At 31.5% G+C, this 14,982-nt stretch carries 18 protein-coding genes; 17 read left to right on the top strand and 1 reads right to left on the bottom strand.

Annotation, left to right across the window (positions count from 1 at the left end; translation table 11 throughout):
• Positions 1–7: 7 nt before the first annotated feature.
• A complete protein-coding gene (locus ACKRLN_RS05970; RefSeq protein WP_416334582.1) occupies positions 8–292 on the bottom strand; it encodes a GNAT family N-acetyltransferase in 285 nt (94 codons plus the stop codon).
• Positions 293–368: 76 nt separating this feature from the next.
• Here ACKRLN_RS05970 and ACKRLN_RS05965 point away from each other — a divergent pair, with 76 nt between their 5' ends.
• From ACKRLN_RS05965 to ACKRLN_RS05885, 17 genes are all read left to right on the top strand, one after another.
• Complete coding sequence (locus tag ACKRLN_RS05965; protein ID WP_203126367.1) at positions 369–1,142, top strand: hypothetical protein; 774 nt, start codon at positions 369–371, stop codon at positions 1,140–1,142.
• Positions 1,143–1,145: 3 nt separating this feature from the next.
• Positions 1,146–1,946, top strand: coding sequence for a hypothetical protein (locus tag ACKRLN_RS05960; protein ID WP_416334581.1), 801 nt, complete (start codon positions 1,146–1,148; stop codon positions 1,944–1,946).
• Between the two features lie 12 nt (positions 1,947–1,958).
• Entirely contained in the window at positions 1,959–3,164 is a 1,206-nt protein-coding gene (locus ACKRLN_RS05955; protein WP_416334580.1) for a M20 metallopeptidase family protein, read from the top strand.
• A gap of 89 nt (positions 3,165–3,253) precedes the next feature.
• Entirely contained in the window at positions 3,254–3,391 is a 138-nt protein-coding gene (locus ACKRLN_RS05950; protein ID WP_416334579.1) for a hypothetical protein, read from the top strand.
• A 283-nt stretch (positions 3,392–3,674) separates the two neighbouring features.
• Complete coding sequence (trkA, locus tag ACKRLN_RS05945; protein ID WP_416334578.1) at positions 3,675–5,045, top strand: Trk system potassium transporter TrkA; 1,371 nt, start codon at positions 3,675–3,677, stop codon at positions 5,043–5,045.
• Between the two features lie 2 nt (positions 5,046–5,047).
• Positions 5,048–6,508: a TrkH family potassium uptake protein gene (locus ACKRLN_RS05940; RefSeq protein ID WP_416334577.1), complete on the top strand. Its 1,461-nt coding sequence runs from the start codon at positions 5,048–5,050 to the stop codon at positions 6,506–6,508.
• A 193-nt stretch (positions 6,509–6,701) separates the two neighbouring features.
• Positions 6,702–7,505 (top strand): bifunctional hydroxymethylpyrimidine kinase/phosphomethylpyrimidine kinase, encoded by an 804-nt coding sequence (gene thiD / locus ACKRLN_RS05935; protein ID WP_416334576.1) that lies wholly within the window; start codon positions 6,702–6,704, stop codon positions 7,503–7,505.
• Positions 7,506–7,876: 371 nt separating this feature from the next.
• Entirely contained in the window at positions 7,877–8,911 is a 1,035-nt protein-coding gene (locus ACKRLN_RS05930) for an ABC transporter substrate-binding protein (protein ID WP_203126381.1), read from the top strand.
• Positions 8,912–8,920: 9 nt separating this feature from the next.
• Complete coding sequence (locus ACKRLN_RS05925) at positions 8,921–9,997, top strand: ABC transporter ATP-binding protein (protein WP_416334575.1); 1,077 nt, start codon at positions 8,921–8,923, stop codon at positions 9,995–9,997.
• Complete coding sequence (locus ACKRLN_RS05920; protein ID WP_416334574.1) at positions 9,994–10,818, top strand: ABC transporter permease; 825 nt, start codon at positions 9,994–9,996, stop codon at positions 10,816–10,818. Before ACKRLN_RS05925 ends, ACKRLN_RS05920 begins: the two co-directional genes overlap by 4 nt.
• Positions 10,815–11,609 (top strand): ABC transporter permease, encoded by a 795-nt coding sequence (locus ACKRLN_RS05915; RefSeq protein WP_262121810.1) that lies wholly within the window; start codon positions 10,815–10,817, stop codon positions 11,607–11,609. The genes ACKRLN_RS05920 and ACKRLN_RS05915 overlap by 4 nt, the downstream gene beginning before the upstream one ends.
• Positions 11,610–11,800: 191 nt before the next feature.
• On the top strand, positions 11,801–12,241 hold the full coding sequence (rplM, locus tag ACKRLN_RS05910) for a 50S ribosomal protein L13 (protein WP_416334573.1): 441 nt from the start codon (positions 11,801–11,803) through the stop codon (positions 12,239–12,241).
• 10 nt (positions 12,242–12,251) lie between these two features.
• Positions 12,252–12,644 (top strand): 30S ribosomal protein S9, encoded by a 393-nt coding sequence (gene rpsI, locus ACKRLN_RS05905; protein WP_203126392.1) that lies wholly within the window; start codon positions 12,252–12,254, stop codon positions 12,642–12,644.
• 73 nt (positions 12,645–12,717) lie between these two features.
• Complete coding sequence (locus ACKRLN_RS05900; protein ID WP_416334572.1) at positions 12,718–13,368, top strand: epoxyqueuosine reductase QueH; 651 nt, start codon at positions 12,718–12,720, stop codon at positions 13,366–13,368.
• Positions 13,369–13,428: 60 nt separating this feature from the next.
• The gene (locus ACKRLN_RS05895; protein WP_203126396.1) at positions 13,429–13,728 is read left to right on the top strand and encodes a hypothetical protein; all 300 of its coding nucleotides are present in this window, start codon (positions 13,429–13,431) and stop codon (positions 13,726–13,728) included.
• A gap of 2 nt (positions 13,729–13,730) precedes the next feature.
• Positions 13,731–14,240, top strand: coding sequence for a ferritin (locus tag ACKRLN_RS05890; protein ID WP_203126398.1), 510 nt, complete (start codon positions 13,731–13,733; stop codon positions 14,238–14,240).
• Between the two features lie 105 nt (positions 14,241–14,345).
• Positions 14,346–14,945 carry an aldose epimerase gene (locus ACKRLN_RS05885; RefSeq protein ID WP_416334571.1) on the top strand — a complete coding sequence of 200 codons (600 nt, stop codon included), beginning with the start codon at positions 14,346–14,348 and terminating at the stop codon, positions 14,943–14,945.
• Positions 14,946–14,982: the final 37 nt, after the last annotated feature.

The raw sequence follows: 14,982 nt of genomic DNA, 5'->3' as shown, positions 1-14,982 counted from the left end.
GTTAACTTTATGCTCTTGCGTCAATATCACCGTATTTTTCTGGCTCTTCCTCAAACTTTTTAACTGCATATGAGCAAATTGGAAGAATTTTTTTGTAGTTGCCACGTGCTTGTTCACAAACTTTATCTACTAAGTCTTCAGCAACCCCTTTGCCCCTATATTCTTCATCTACAACTGTATGTGTAATTGCCCATGTACTATCAATTTTTTCTTCTACTTCGCAATAGCCTACTTGCTCATCTCCATCAAAGGCAAGTGCTTTTAGTTGGTCTTCATCAAATCTAATAATCATATTTATCACCTCTTAGTATACAATTACCCATCTTTGGGTAAGTTAATAACAATCAGATACATATGAGGGGGTGACTATGAATAGAGATTACAAGATAGGTCCTATTATTGGTGTTGTGATGTTGTCACTTATTATCCAAATTGTTTTACTTTTGATATATGAATCGGTCCTTGATAGCTCAGTGGTAGATTTAGGATATATATTTTTATCGACAATTATAATAATTGTAACAAGATACATAATTTCCTATGGTCTTATCCATAATAGGATGGGTAATTTTAAAGATTACTTACATAATATTAAACACCTAACTTTTAATTCTATAGGAGTTTTATTTTTCCTAGAACTTATTAAAGCTATATTTGAATTGATCAATGATAGTGATAATGCAATAGAATTTATATATTTACTATTTTCTGACTCACTCTTTTTAACAGGGATGGGGCTTATCATACATATTGTTTTATTAATAGTTTATTTAATTTTCTTGATATATATAAACTATAGATATTTTGTTGTAGCGGATAGGGACGATTTGCCATTCACATTTTTAATTAGACATATATTTAAAGTTGGTAAAGACTTAACTGGTCACACCATAAAAATATTTTTGAAGTATGTCCTATTACCAGGATTTGTTTTAGTACTCATTATTTTATCAGGATATCAAGGTTTTATAGATATTGGTGGCATTCCATTTTTAGCATTAATAATAGTTATATTAGGAGAGATTTGGGATATATTTATCACAATAAAATACTCAAATGTGTATCTAGATTACATAGGCAATGAGTCTATGGATGTAAAAAAGGAAGTATTTCCTAAAAAGGAAGAAACGGAAAAGGAGTAGATTTTGAAAAGAGATTATAAATTTTCTTCAGTATTTATTATCAATCTTATCATGATAGTAATTATTGCAATAATTAGCGTGATTTTGTCTCAAGCAAGTGCTGATTTAGAGGCAATGACTATATCGTTATCAGGTATTGTTTCCAATATATTAAGAACAGCAGTTTATGTTATATTTAATTTTATTATAGCTAGAGGACTGATTTCTAATAGGATGGGTACTGTTGGAGAATATTTTGATAATATAAACCATTTCAATTTTAAATCATTTTTCTTAGCATTTTTGATTTCAATAATTCTAACACTTGCAATTATTATTTTTGCTACTGGAATAGTAGCATCAATTGTGCTTAGTTTAGCCACTGGAAATGACCCCTCAGGTTTAGGGGCTGGTATAGGCGTATTTTTACTTTTGATACTTGCTTTGATTATTTATGGAGTTTTTATAAGCTATCAATTTTTTGTGATAGCGGATAATCCAAATTTAACTTTTGGAGAAATGTTTAAAAAAGTATTTAAAGTTGGTAAAGACTTGTTTGGTAAAACTATTATTACATTTTTAAAATGGATAATAGTACCAGTGTTTTTATTTATAGTTATATTATCAGCTATTTTTAATGGATTAGATGGTACGATTGCCATAGGACTTATATTAATAATTTTACTAGCTGCTTTAGTTTATGTTCTGATTGCACTTACCCTAGTAGTGGGAGAGCTTTCCGATCACTATTTAGATTATAAATCAAAAACTATCGATAATAATGAGAAAAAAGTTTATGAATCAAAGGGTATGAATAATATATAAGGGAGATGAATTATGATAAATGAAAAATTAAAAGAACTTATATATAATGATGAAGAAAAAATAATAGAACAAAGACGTAAGCTTCACCAAAATCCAGAATTATCCATGGAAGAAAAAGAAACCAATGACTTTATAAAAAAAGAATTGGAATCCTATGGACTAGAAGTAAAACAACTTGATCCAACCGGACTAATTGCGGAAATAAACCCAGAAAGTGAAGGAAAAACTGTTTTACTACGTGCAGATTTTGATGCTTTGCCAATCCAAGAGACAAATGATTTTGACTTTAAATCTAAAAATGCCGGCAAATCCCATGCTTGTGGCCACGATACCCATACAGCAATGTTACTTGCAGCAACTCGTGCACTTTTAGAAATAAAAGATGAATTACCAGGAACAGTTAGACTTTTATTCCAACCAGGAGAAGAAACTGGTGATGGTGGAAAAGCAGTTGTAAAGCAAGGCGTTACAAAAGGTGTTGATAGTGGATTTGCAATCCATATTTTCACAAACATTCCGCTTGGATATGCAGCTACTGGATATGACCAAGTAATGGCAGGAAATTATTTTTTTGAAGTAAACTTCAAGGGAAAATCTGCTCACGGCTCAACTCCATTTGAAGGACATGATGCAATTATGATGCTAAATACTTTTATAAATGGAGCAAATGGTGCAGTTGCTAGAAAAGTGGATGCCCTAAATGAACCAATAGTTTTAAATTATGGAACGATTTCTGGTGGATCAGTTGCAAATGCAGTGGCTAGTGAAGCTAAATTAGTCGGAAGTTTTAGATTTTTCTCAAATGAATCAGCGGATAAATTTTTAAATGAACTAAAAGAAATAGCTGACTTATCAGCAAAACTTTATGGGGGATCTTGCGAATTCACCTACAACCAAGGTGCAGGTCCAGTTATAAATGAAAAAACTTCTACAGACACAGCTGTAAAAGTTGCTAGAGATTTATTTGGTGAAGATAAAGTAATGACTGATATGAAAGTTGCTGGATCAGAAGATTTTGGATTTTTACTTGCAGGCTATGATGAATTTGAAGGAATGCCAGGAGCTTATATGTGTATTGGAGCAATGAATCCAGAGGATCCATCAACTTTTCCAATCAACCATGCTCAAGACTTTAACCCAGATGAAAAAGCATTTAAAGATGGAGCCTTATTACTAGCCCAATATGCTTATGAATTTTTAAAGCAAGACAATAAATAAAATTATAAAAAATTGAGGCCCTAGGCCTCTTTTTTTATTTCAATTATCCAATATTTGTTATAAAAACATAATTATATTAGAATGGACATATGATGAGAATAGTCATAATAGTGATAGGATCTGTCGAATCTTATATAGTTTTGATTCTAGCGGAAGAAGGCCATGATGTATTGATAATAGAAAAAGATCCAGATGTACTAGAATATGTTTTAGCAGATACATATTAATTGATAAAATAAATGTTAAAAAAACTTTTAATATCAAGGATGCCTTGACTCTAGTAGCTATATGTTGGATTTTTTATTCGCTATTTATAGCTATTCCATTATCATATATTAATATCTTTTGCAATGCTTTTAGGTAGACTAGAAATTTATCCTCTATTACTATTGTTAAGCCCTCCAACTTACAAAAAAATAAGTATTAAAATTACTAGCAAATAGAGTATAGTTTTTTCATATTTGATTTTAAATATAAAAGTGCTATACTGATTAGGCTTAGGAGGATTGTATGAATATTATAATTTTGGGAGCAGGAAAGGTGGGTTCCCATTTAACAAACGAATTATCCTTACAAGATCATAACATTTTATTAATTGACCATAATAAGGATGTATTAAACAGATTGCTTGAACAAAATGATGTAATGGCTTTGGTTGGTGATGGAACTGACCTTAATATTTTAAAAGAGGCAAATGTAGGTAATTGTGATTTATTTATAGCCCTTACTCGAGATGATGATACAAACTTAATATCAGCAGCTCTGGCAAGGTCTTTAGGTGCAAAAGAAATTATAACAAGACTTCGTGACCCAAAGTATATAAGCCACTTAGATCAAATCCGAGAAATATCTGGATCAAAGTTGATTATAAATCCAGAATATCTTGCAGCTAAAGAAATCCAAAGATCAATAAAATACTCCCATGCAAGAAATGTACAAAGCTTCCTCGAAGAAAGAGCATTGATTATTGAAATTACCATAAACTCAAATTCAAGATTAAACGGACTAAGACTAAAAGATGCTGATTCTTATTTGAATCAATTTGACGTTTTAATTGGTATGGTTATTGAAAATGAACAAGTTTATATACCTAATGGTGATTTTATCCTAGAAGCTGGGCAAAAGATTTATGTAATGGGTAGTAAAGATGATGTAGATTTATTCTATAAGGCTGAAATTCCTGAAAATATTAGGATGAAAGATATCCTAATTATTGGAGCAAGCAATATTACCCATCATTTAACTCATCTACTGCTTGAAAGACACTTTAATGTTACAATCATTGAAATTAATAGAGAAAAAGCCATTGATATCCAAGAAAAATACAGTGAAGCTATAGTAATAAATGCTGATGGTTCTGACCCAGACATCCTTGAAGAAGCAAGAATTGATAGTTTTGATGCAGTTATTTCACTAACAGGTATCGATGAAGAAAATATACTAATAGCTCTAATTGCCCAAAGATATGGTATTGATAAGATAATTTCAAAAGTAAATAGGACAAATTTACTAAAACTAACAGGAATATTAGATATTGATGCTACCTTTACTCCAAAGTCTGCAGCTAGTAATTATATTAACAGGATAATTAGATCTAGATATGATGCAAGAGGTCTTTCTTATTTAAACAATCTTTATAAACTTGAGGGAGACCAAGTTGAAGTCTTAGAATTTGAAGTTGGTGAAAATTCTAGAATATTTAATCAAAGACTAAAAGATGTAAATATAAGACCTGATACCTTAGTAGCTGTAATAGAACATAGCGAATTAAATGGTCAGATAGAAGTAGCAACTGGTAATTCGATAATCGATAGGGGAGATAGGGTAATGATTATTACAAAAAGTAAAAATATTACTCAAATCGATGATATATTGGAGTAAGTATGAATTTAAAAATAATAAATAATGCCATAGGTAGACTTTTACAAGTTTTAGCAGTACTGATGGTCTTACCTTTGATAGTAGCATTTATTTATAAAGAACCCACAAATGAAAAAATTAATTTTATAATTCCTATGATCATATCAGGCCTAGCTGGCACTATTTTAGTAAAATTAGGAAGTGAACAAGGCCACATTTTTACAAAAGAGGCTATGTTTACAACAGCCTTTTGCTGGGTGTTGTATTCTTTAATTGGAGCTATTCCCTTATATTTGACTCCATCAAATTATCCTTCTTTCATTGATGCATTTTTTGAAATGGCAAGTGGTTTTACTACTTGTGGAGCTTCGGTTGCATTAGATGTAGAACTTTTGCCACATTCTATAATTTTTTGGAGATCATTTTCCCATCTTATAGGCGGAATGGGTATTTTGGTATTTACTCTTGCAGTTTTGCCAATGGCAAATAAAGAATCAACCAATCTAATGCAAGCAGAAGTACCAGGGCCAACTTTTGGAAAAGTTACACCAAAACTTTCACACACTGCAAGAGTTTTGTATATTATATATTTGGTAATGACAGCAATTACAGTAATATTTTTACTTTTTGGCGGCATGAATTTGTTTGATAGCATAATTTATGCCTTTGGTGCAGCAGGAACTGGTGGTTTTGCAAATAGTGGTATTTCTGTTGGTTATTATGATTCTAGATATATTGAAATAGTCCTTGGTATAGCAATATTTTTATTTGGAGTAAACTTTAATCTTTATTATTATGCTATATTTAGATCTGTAAAAGATAGCTTTAAGTCAGAAGAATTAAAATGGTATGCTATAATAGTTGCCATCTCATCAATCCTAATTTTTATAAATATTTCAGGAATGTATGATGATAAGTTCTATGCTGGGGTAAACTCATTTTTTACAGTTAGCTCTATTATTACTACAACAGGATATGTATCCGCCCACTATGGAAAATGGCCAATGTTTTCTAGAAATATTTTAATTTTATTAATGTTTATAGGTGGGTCTGCAGGATCTACAGCTGGTGGTCTAAAAGTTTCAAGAATAACTATGTTATGTAAATCTGCAATAAATCAAGTCAAACAAACCATAAATCCAATGAGAGTTACTGTAAACAAACTAGACGGCAAAAAAGTAGATGATGAAGTTGAAAATTCTGTAAATAAATATTTACTAGTTTATTTATTAGTGTTTATAATATTTATGCTAATAGTGACATTAGAAACAAATGACCTAGAAACATCATTTACAGCAGTTGCAACCACATATAACAATGTTGGTCCAGGACTTGGGGAGTTTGGTCCTATAAATAGTTTTGTAAATTTAGGATACCTATCAAAATTTACTTTAACCCTTGCAATGCTATTTGGAAGACTAGAACTTTACCCAATGATATTATTATTTTCACCAGCAACCTATAAGAATATGAAAAATAAATAAATTGACAAAGAAAACTGAATTTTATACAATGAAAATATCAATGAAATATTTTAGTAAATATGGGGAGTTCTAAAATAGAACTATACCATCGGCCTTAGCTTATTTAGTTAATGGCAAAGTATAAATTTTAAATTTTGTAGTTTTAGAATACCCTAAGTGGTATTCTTTTTTTTATAAATTTAGGAGGAAAATAATGAAAACAGCTTTAACAATTGCAGGTTCAGATTCATCAGGTGGAGCAGGAATCCAAGCCGATCTTAAGGCCATGACTTTAAATGGGGTTTTTGCTATGTCTGCCATTACAGCTTTGACTGCCCAAAATACAACAGGTGTTACGGACATAATGGATGTAAGCCCAGAATTTTTAAAATCACAAATTGATGCAATTTTTACTGATATTTATCCAGATGCAGTAAAAATTGGTATGGTCTCTGATAAAGAATTAATTACTGCTATTGCAGAAAAATTAGAAGAATATCAAGCAAAAAACATAGTCCTAGATCCAGTAATGGTAGCAACAAGTGGGGCAAAGCTTTTAAAAGATGATGCAATTGATACTTTAAAAGAAAAATTAATTCCTCTAGCTGACCTTATTACACCAAATATCCCAGAGGCAGAAATATTAGCGAATATGCAAATAAAAAATGAAATAGATATGGAAGTAGCTGCTGAAAAAATGGCTAATGAACTGGGAGTAAGTGTGCTTGTAAAGGGTGGTCACTCAATAAATGATGCAAATGATGTATTATTTGAAATTGATTCACTAAATATTACATGGATTGAGGGGAAACGCATAAAAAACGAAAATACTCATGGAACTGGATGTACACTTTCATCAGCAATTGCTGCAAATCTTGCAAAAGATAAATCTCTAGAAGAATCTGTAAGAAATGCAAAAAAGTATCTAGAAGGCGCCTTAAAAGATGGACTAGATTTAGGTAAAGGCAGTGGACCTATGAACCATGCCTTTGATATAAAAGAAGCTTATAAAATTTAATTTTAAAATCAACTCTAAATATTTAAATTGCAATGATTATCACTATCAATTCCGTGTGTTAAACTAGTAAAATTTAGTTTGACATTTGAAATATTTAACCTTATAATTGGGGTAGTTACAATCTAATAAATTTAAAAATACATTAAGAACACCTGTGGGGTAAGAACTGGTGGGGCAACTCACATTTAGCCATACTTTAGACTCATTTATATGGTTAAAACTCACAACCACAGGGGGCAAATTGCCAAATCCTGATAATAAACTTCATACCTAGAGGGTTTAAATAATGAGTAAGTAGGTATGATTATAAAATCCTTGTTCAAAATAATGTGCAAGGACTTTTTTTGTCTAATTTTAAAAAAGGAGGAATTATGAAAAAGAAAATTTTTTTGATGGGATTTATCTTACTAATTTTAACATCATGCTCCAGCAAAGATAAAAATCAAGTTGTAGTTTTTAATGCTGGGGAGTATCTAGACATGGATTTGATACCAGAGTTTGAAAAAGAAACTGGCATTGATGTTGTCTATGAAACCTTTACATCTGATGAGGAAATGTTTATAAAGCTTTCCCAATCATCAAATAATTATGATGTAATAGTTCCAAGTGATTATATGGTAGAAAGACTATTAAAAAATGATATGTTGGAAAAAATTGATTTTTCAAATGTTCCTAACTTTAAATATATAAACGAAAAATATAAGGGGCTAGATTATGATCCAAAAAACGAGTACACAGTTCCGTATTTTGCCTCCCATTTTGGCATAGTTTACAATACCGATATTATAAAAGAACCTATCACAAAATGGGCCGACCTTTGGAATCCAAAATATAAGGGCGAAATAATAATGTATGATTTGCCAAGACTTTCCATGTCAGTTGCCTTGCAAAAATTAGGATATTCTATAAATACACAAGATATGGATCAACTAAATGAAGCAAAAAATGAATTGATCAAGCAAAAACCTTTGGTATATGCATATCTTACAGATGAGGCTCGTGATTTGGTGGTACAAGGTGATGCTGCAATTACTGTCATGTACTCTGGTGATGCACTCTTAATGAGAACTCAAAATGAAAACTTAAAATATGTTACTCCTGAAGAAGGGATGAATATGCAGGTTGATAATCTTGCCATACCAAAGGGCGCAAAAAACAAAAAAAATGCTGAAATATTTATAAATTATTTTACAGATCCAAAAGTGGCTACAGCAAATGCTGAGTGGATGGAAGGTTTTACTAGTGTTGTAGATGGAGTAAGGGAAAATCTCCCAGAATACATAGCAGAATCAGAAGAAGCATATCCAGACTTTTCAAAACATCCACAACCAGAAATGTTTAAAGACTTAGAAGATTATATGCAAGTGTACAACGACTTGTGGGTGGAAGTTCTTGCATCATATTAGGAGGATATAATGAGCGAAGTTTTACAATTAAGGAATATAGATAAATTTTATGATGAAAAACAAATACTAAAATCTATTGATTTAGATGTAGAAAGAGGCGAGTTTTTAACTCTAATTGGTCCATCAGGTTGTGGAAAAACAACTACTTTAAGAATTATCGGGGGATTTGAAAAACCAGACAGTGGAGAAGTAATTTTTGAGGGCAAGGATATATCAAAAATACCTCCGAATGAAAGAAATATAAATACAGTTTTTCAAAACTATGCACTTTTTCCTCATCTAAATGTATTTGACAATGTTGCATTTGGACTAAGAATCAAAAAAACAAATGAAAGTGAAATCAAAAAAAAGGTAGAAAAAGCTTTAGAATTAGTAGATTTAGCAAATTATGGCAATAGGGATATTTCAAGATTATCTGGTGGACAAAAACAAAGGGTTGCCATTGCTCGCGCCTTAGTAAATGAGCCAGAAATAATATTATTTGATGAGCCGTTAGGAGCCCTTGATTTAAAGCTTAGAAAAAGAATGCAAATAGAGCTAAAAAATATTCAAAAAGAAGTAGGAATTACCTTTATTTACGTAACCCACGATCAAGAAGAAGCATTGTCTATGTCAGATAAGATTGCAGTTATGAATAAGGGAGTTATAGAACAATTTGGAACTCCTCAATACATTTACGAAGAACCAGTTAATGCATTTGTAGCAAATTTCTTGGGAGATTCAAATATTTTTCGAGGCAAAATGGTCGACCGTTCCAAGGTAAATTTCTTAGGTCATGATTATCCTTGCGTTGATAAGGTAAAGCCTGGCAAAAATGTTAGCGTTATGCTTCGTCCAGAATATTTGTATCTAGCGGAAGATGCTAATTTAAAAGGAGTTGTTCAAAACTCAATGTTTAAAGGAACCTATTATGACATTCGTGTATGTGGGGATGATTTTGGGATAAATGTTCATCATCCAGAAGATGTTGCAATTGGCACAAATGTAGGTGTTGCAATTGATCCTGACGCCATCCATGTAATGGAAGAAAGATCAAGCACAGATGAGAGCGTATCAGCTTATGAGCCTGGAGGAAATCTTATATGAAAAAATATCTAAATATTTACCTAGTTTGGGCTGGAGTTTTTATAATTTTACCCCTGGTTTTGATTCTTCTTTACTCATTTAATGGGTCTGAATCCATAGCTTTTGATAATTTTTCCTTTAGTCTAAGAAACTACGCTAGATTTTTTGAACCTAGGTATTTAAAAATGCTTGGAATTACTCTACTTATATCTTTTTTAGCAACTCTTGGTTGTTTACTTATCGGTTATCCCGTTGCCTACATCATTTCAAGAATGGATGAGGCAGTAGCATCATCGTTAATTTTCGTTTTTATAATGCCGATGTGGATAAATCTTTTGCTTAGAACTTATGGATGGATTACTCTTTTAGGTAGAAATGGAGTTTTAAATAGATTTTTAGTTTCCATTGGCTATGAGCCACTTGGCATTATGTACACACCAACCGCTGTAATCCTAGGTATGATTTATGAATTTTTGCCATTTATGGTTATACAAATATATAATGCTCTAAAAAAAGTTGATAAAAACCTAATAGATGCTGCCCTAGATCTCGGGGCTGATATGAAAACTGTATTTAGAAAAGTAATATTTCCATTATCATTGCCCGGAGTTTATACTGGAATAATAATGGTATTTATCCCGGCGATCTCTACCTTTGTTGTTTCTAACCTATTAGGTGGTCAAAAAGTATATATGATAGGAAACTTAATTGATCAACAATTTACCTTTACTGGTGATTGGGGATTTGGTTCGGCAACTGCAATTATACTAATGCTGATATTATTTTTAGCCCTATTTATTCAAAGAAGATTTGGTCGTGATTTGGAAGGGGATATTGTATGAGAAAATTTTTAGAACGCCTTTATACAATAATTGTATTTTTGTTTTTGTATGCTCCAATTGTGGTGATGATAGTTTTTTCATTTAATGATAGTAAACTTCGTGGCCGTTGGGTAGGTTTTACAACTGATTGGTATACAGAACTTTTTTCAAATCCTGAGATAATTTCTGCAGTAAAAACAACTTTGATAGTGGCCGTTGTAGCGACTATTGTTGCGACAATTATCGGTACACTTTCAGCAATCGGTATTTCAGAACTACGTGGCAGAAAGAAAAATGCAATTTTAAATATAAATTATTTGCCAGTCTTAAATCCAGATATAATTACAGCCATTTCATTGATGGGTCTATATGGTTTTTTGAAGTTAAATTTGGGATATTTAACTATGATTTTATCCCATGTTATGTTTTGCATTCCCTATGTAGTTTTGACAGTGCTTCCAGCTGTAGAAGCCATGGATAAGAATATTATAGAAGCTGCCCTAGATCTTGGTGCAACACCTTCATATGCTGTCAGAAAAGTATTGATACCAAATATCAAAAATGGAATTTTTGCGGGAGCATTGATTTCTTTTACTCTTTCCTTAGATGATTTTGCAATTTCATACTTTACATCGGGAAATGGGGTTTCAAACCTTTCAATGACTATTTATTCCATGGCCCGCAGGGGGATAAATCCATCCATAAATGCACTTTCTGCAATAATATTTGTAGTGGTATTTATTTTCTTATTGATTCAAAATAGAAAAGTAATCTTTGGTAAGGAGAAAAATCCAACAACTTTTATGCATTAAATCCTTGACAAGGTCAAGAATTTATAGTAATATATAGCAGTCGACTATGAAGTTTCTTTTATGAAACTTTTCGATCAAATCGCGCTTCCTGTAAGCGATTTTAAAAATAAATGTCAGGACGAGTACAGCCGCCACCTATCAGCTGCGGTGTCTAAATATGATAGGCGAAAATTTTTATAGGAGGAATATTGATGAAATATCAAAAAACTTACACTCCAAGTGCAAACGACATCGAAAGAAAATGGTATGTTGTTGATGCAGAAGGAGCTGTATTAGGACGTCTTGCTACAGAAGTAGCAGCAATTTTAAGAGGTAAACACAAAGCTACATTTACTCCAAATATGGATATGGGAGATTATGTAATTGTTGTTAATGCTGATAAAGTTAGACTTACAGGTAACAAAGAAAACCAAAAAGAATACAAAAGATATTCAGGTTATACAGGTGGTTTAAAAATTACATCTTACAAAGATATGATGAATAAACACCCAGAAAGAATCGTTGAACATGCAGTTATCGGTATGCTTCCACACAACAAACTAGGTCGCCAAATGGCTAAAAAACTTAGAGTTGTAGCAGGCCCTGATCACAATCACGAAGCGCAAATGCCTGAAAAATTGGAATTAAAGTAAGGAGACTTAAATGGCAGATACAATTATTCAATCAACAGGACGTAGAAAATCCGCAGTTGCCAGAGTTACAATGAGACCAGGCAGCGGAAATATTGTAGTAAATGGTAGAAATATTGAAGAATATTTTGATTTCGAAACTTTAAGAATCGTTGCAAAAGCACCACTTGCTCTAACAGAAAATGAAAATAGCTTTGATATCAAAGTTAATGTAAACGGTGGTGGATACAACGGACAAGCGGGAGCTATCAGACACGCTATTGCTAGAGCCCTTCTTGAAGTAAACCCTGATTACAGACAAGCTCTAAAAAGAGCAGGATTTCTTACACGTGACCCACGTAAAAAAGAAAGATATAAACCAGGTCAAAAGAAAGCAAGAAAATCTTCACAATTCTCAAAAAGATAATATTACAGAAACTACAAGCACATATATCATATGTGCTTTTTTTATTTGAAATTTTAAAGGTATAATCATTTTTATGAATAATATAAACTACAATCTAGAAATGGAAAAAATAATAGATAAGAATAGAAAAGAAGGATTAAAACCAAAACTTCTTATGCAAGTATGCTGTGCTCCATGTTCGACAACAGTAATGCATAGGATAAAAGATGATTTTGATATAGATATGTATTTTTATAATCCTATGATATATCCAAGAACAGAATTAGAAAAAAGAAGTGATTATGTTGGTGTCTTGGCCAAAAGAATTGGCATAGATGGCAAAGTTATTGTCCCAGAAAATGATGTAAGAGACTTTTATGATGTAGCAAAAAAAAGAAAAGACTCAGCTGAAGGCGGAGAAGCTTGTTATGATTGCTATAAGCTAAGGCTAAGAGAAACTGCAAAATATGCCAAAGATCACGGCTATGATTATTTTTGCACAACACTCTCAATCTCTCCATACAAAAATTCTAAATGGATAAATGAAATAGGCAAGAAGCTAGAAGAAGAATATGGAGTAAAATATCTATATTCAGATTTTAAAAAACGCAATGGTTATCAAATGTCCATTGAGCTATCAAAAAAATATCAATTATATAGGCAGTCATATTGTGGATGTGTATTTTCATATAAGGAAATGAAAGAACATAGCGAAAAAATGGCAAAGGAGAACACAGGAGTATAATCCTGTGTTTTTTTTCTTTAATTGGGTATTTCTATAATATAAGAGTTATGAGGCTTGTTTATGAAAAATGTATCTTTAATCAAAAAAATTGAATATGAGGAGGATTTATCAAAAACTTATCCAGTAACCTTTGTCTTGGATTTTGATTTTGATAGGTCAATGGCAAAAGAAATTTTTAATGAAATTAAAGATCAATCATTACTTGCCCACAATAAAATAAATGTGGGCAATAATTCGTTTACAGTCGAGATTCCACTAAAAAGCATAGGCCAGATAACTAAAATCTTACTCAAAAATGACTTGGGTTTTTATGGGGTTTATGTTTTATATGACAATTTTTTAGAAATGAAAGAGGTATAAAAATGAGCAATGTATTGGATTTATTAAATGAACAAATGAACTTTGAATATGAGTCAGCTTATATATACAAAGCAATGAGCGCATACACAGATGACCTAGACTTAGATGGTTTTACTACATGGTTAGATATCCAAGTAGATGAAGAAATCATGCATGGAGAAGGTATGAGAAAATTCCTTCAATCTGTTGGATATAGACCACACTACAAAGCAATTTCTGAACCAAAAAGTGATTACGGTAGTATTTTAGAAGTATTAAAAACTGCCCTAGAACATGAAAAAGAAGTAACAAAAAGAATTATTGAAATCTCAGATAAAGCTCGTGAAGAAGATGCACGTGTATTTTCATTTATCCAATGGTATATAGATGAACAAGTAGAAGAAGAAGAGAACTTCACAAAAATGATTACCAGAATGGAAAGAGTAGGGGATGACTGGCACTCAATATATATGCTTGACCAAGATTTAGGCAAAAGACAACCTGCACAAGAGCCAGACATACAAAATATATGAAAATTAGCTTAAAAAATTCATTAGCAAGTTTAGAAGTGAATACAAATGGTGCATATATAGATAATTTTGAAGTTAAAGATATTCCAATATTTTTTTCCGAAAGTAATGGTTAAAATTGGGGATATTCTTAAAATTCGAGGTGGCATGCACGTTTGTGCTCCTAATTTTGGTGTAGATGATACATTAAACTCCCTTCCATCCCATGGATTTGGAAGGGATTTATTGTGGGAAGTTCTAGAACAAAGAGAAAGTTTTATAAAGTTAAGCCTAGAGGGTGTAGAATCCTACAAAGATGTTAAATTTACTGTAGTTTATGAGCTAGACGGGCCAAACTTACTTTTAAATCTTATGATAGAAAATGTTTCGGATGAAGAAAAACTAGTAGCACCCGGCTTTCATCCGTACTTTTATGCTCATGATCATTCAGTAGTAATAAATGATAGAAGCATCGATAAAAAAGAATTGCCAAATAGCATTTATGAAGATTCTTCAAATGAAAAATTTAAATTAAATGACAAACAAATTGAAATTATAGGCATAAAAAACATTAACAAATATGTCTTCTGGTCCGATTTTAAGGGGGACTACATTTGTATAGAGCCAACATATAATGGTAATGCCTTTGAAGATAAAGAGAAAGATATCTATCATTTGAAGCCTAATGAAATTTTTGAAATATCTTGTGAAATAAGAGTTAAACTTTAATATATTTAAAATTTAAATTAAAATATTTAATAATATG

The organism is Anaerococcus sp. AH8042_DFU013_CI05, from assembly GCF_047936775.1.
In the GTDB taxonomy this organism is placed as follows: Bacteria; Bacillota; Clostridia; order Tissierellales; family Peptoniphilaceae; genus Anaerococcus.
This window is presented reverse-complemented; position numbering and strand designations above follow the sequence as displayed.

Coding starts and splice junctions, on each gene's coding strand:
- trkA (WP_416334578.1), top strand. CDS start 3,675: ATGAATATTATAATTTTGGGAGCAGGAAAGGTGGGTTCCCATTTAACA.
- ACKRLN_RS05890 (WP_203126398.1), top strand. CDS start 13,731: ATGAGCAATGTATTGGATTTATTAAATGAACAAATGAACTTTGAATAT.
- ACKRLN_RS05955 (WP_416334580.1), top strand. CDS start 1,959: ATGATAAATGAAAAATTAAAAGAACTTATATATAATGATGAAGAAAAA.
- rplM (WP_416334573.1), top strand. CDS start 11,801: ATGAAATATCAAAAAACTTACACTCCAAGTGCAAACGACATCGAAAGA.
- thiD (WP_416334576.1), top strand. CDS start 6,702: ATGAAAACAGCTTTAACAATTGCAGGTTCAGATTCATCAGGTGGAGCA.
- ACKRLN_RS05900 (WP_416334572.1), top strand. CDS start 12,718: ATGAATAATATAAACTACAATCTAGAAATGGAAAAAATAATAGATAAG.
- ACKRLN_RS05885 (WP_416334571.1), top strand. CDS start 14,346: ATGGTTAAAATTGGGGATATTCTTAAAATTCGAGGTGGCATGCACGTT.
- ACKRLN_RS05940 (WP_416334577.1), top strand. CDS start 5,048: ATGAATTTAAAAATAATAAATAATGCCATAGGTAGACTTTTACAAGTT.
- ACKRLN_RS05930 (WP_203126381.1), top strand. CDS start 7,877: ATGAAAAAGAAAATTTTTTTGATGGGATTTATCTTACTAATTTTAACA.
- rpsI (WP_203126392.1), top strand. CDS start 12,252: ATGGCAGATACAATTATTCAATCAACAGGACGTAGAAAATCCGCAGTT.
- ACKRLN_RS05950 (WP_416334579.1), top strand. CDS start 3,254: ATGATGAGAATAGTCATAATAGTGATAGGATCTGTCGAATCTTATATA.
- ACKRLN_RS05895 (WP_203126396.1), top strand. CDS start 13,429: ATGAAAAATGTATCTTTAATCAAAAAAATTGAATATGAGGAGGATTTA.
- ACKRLN_RS05925 (WP_416334575.1), top strand. CDS start 8,921: ATGAGCGAAGTTTTACAATTAAGGAATATAGATAAATTTTATGATGAA.
- ACKRLN_RS05920 (WP_416334574.1), top strand. CDS start 9,994: ATGAAAAAATATCTAAATATTTACCTAGTTTGGGCTGGAGTTTTTATA.
- ACKRLN_RS05970 (WP_416334582.1), bottom strand. CDS start 292: ATGATTATTAGATTTGATGAAGACCAACTAAAAGCACTTGCCTTTGAT.
- ACKRLN_RS05965 (WP_203126367.1), top strand. CDS start 369: ATGAATAGAGATTACAAGATAGGTCCTATTATTGGTGTTGTGATGTTG.
- ACKRLN_RS05915 (WP_262121810.1), top strand. CDS start 10,815: ATGAGAAAATTTTTAGAACGCCTTTATACAATAATTGTATTTTTGTTT.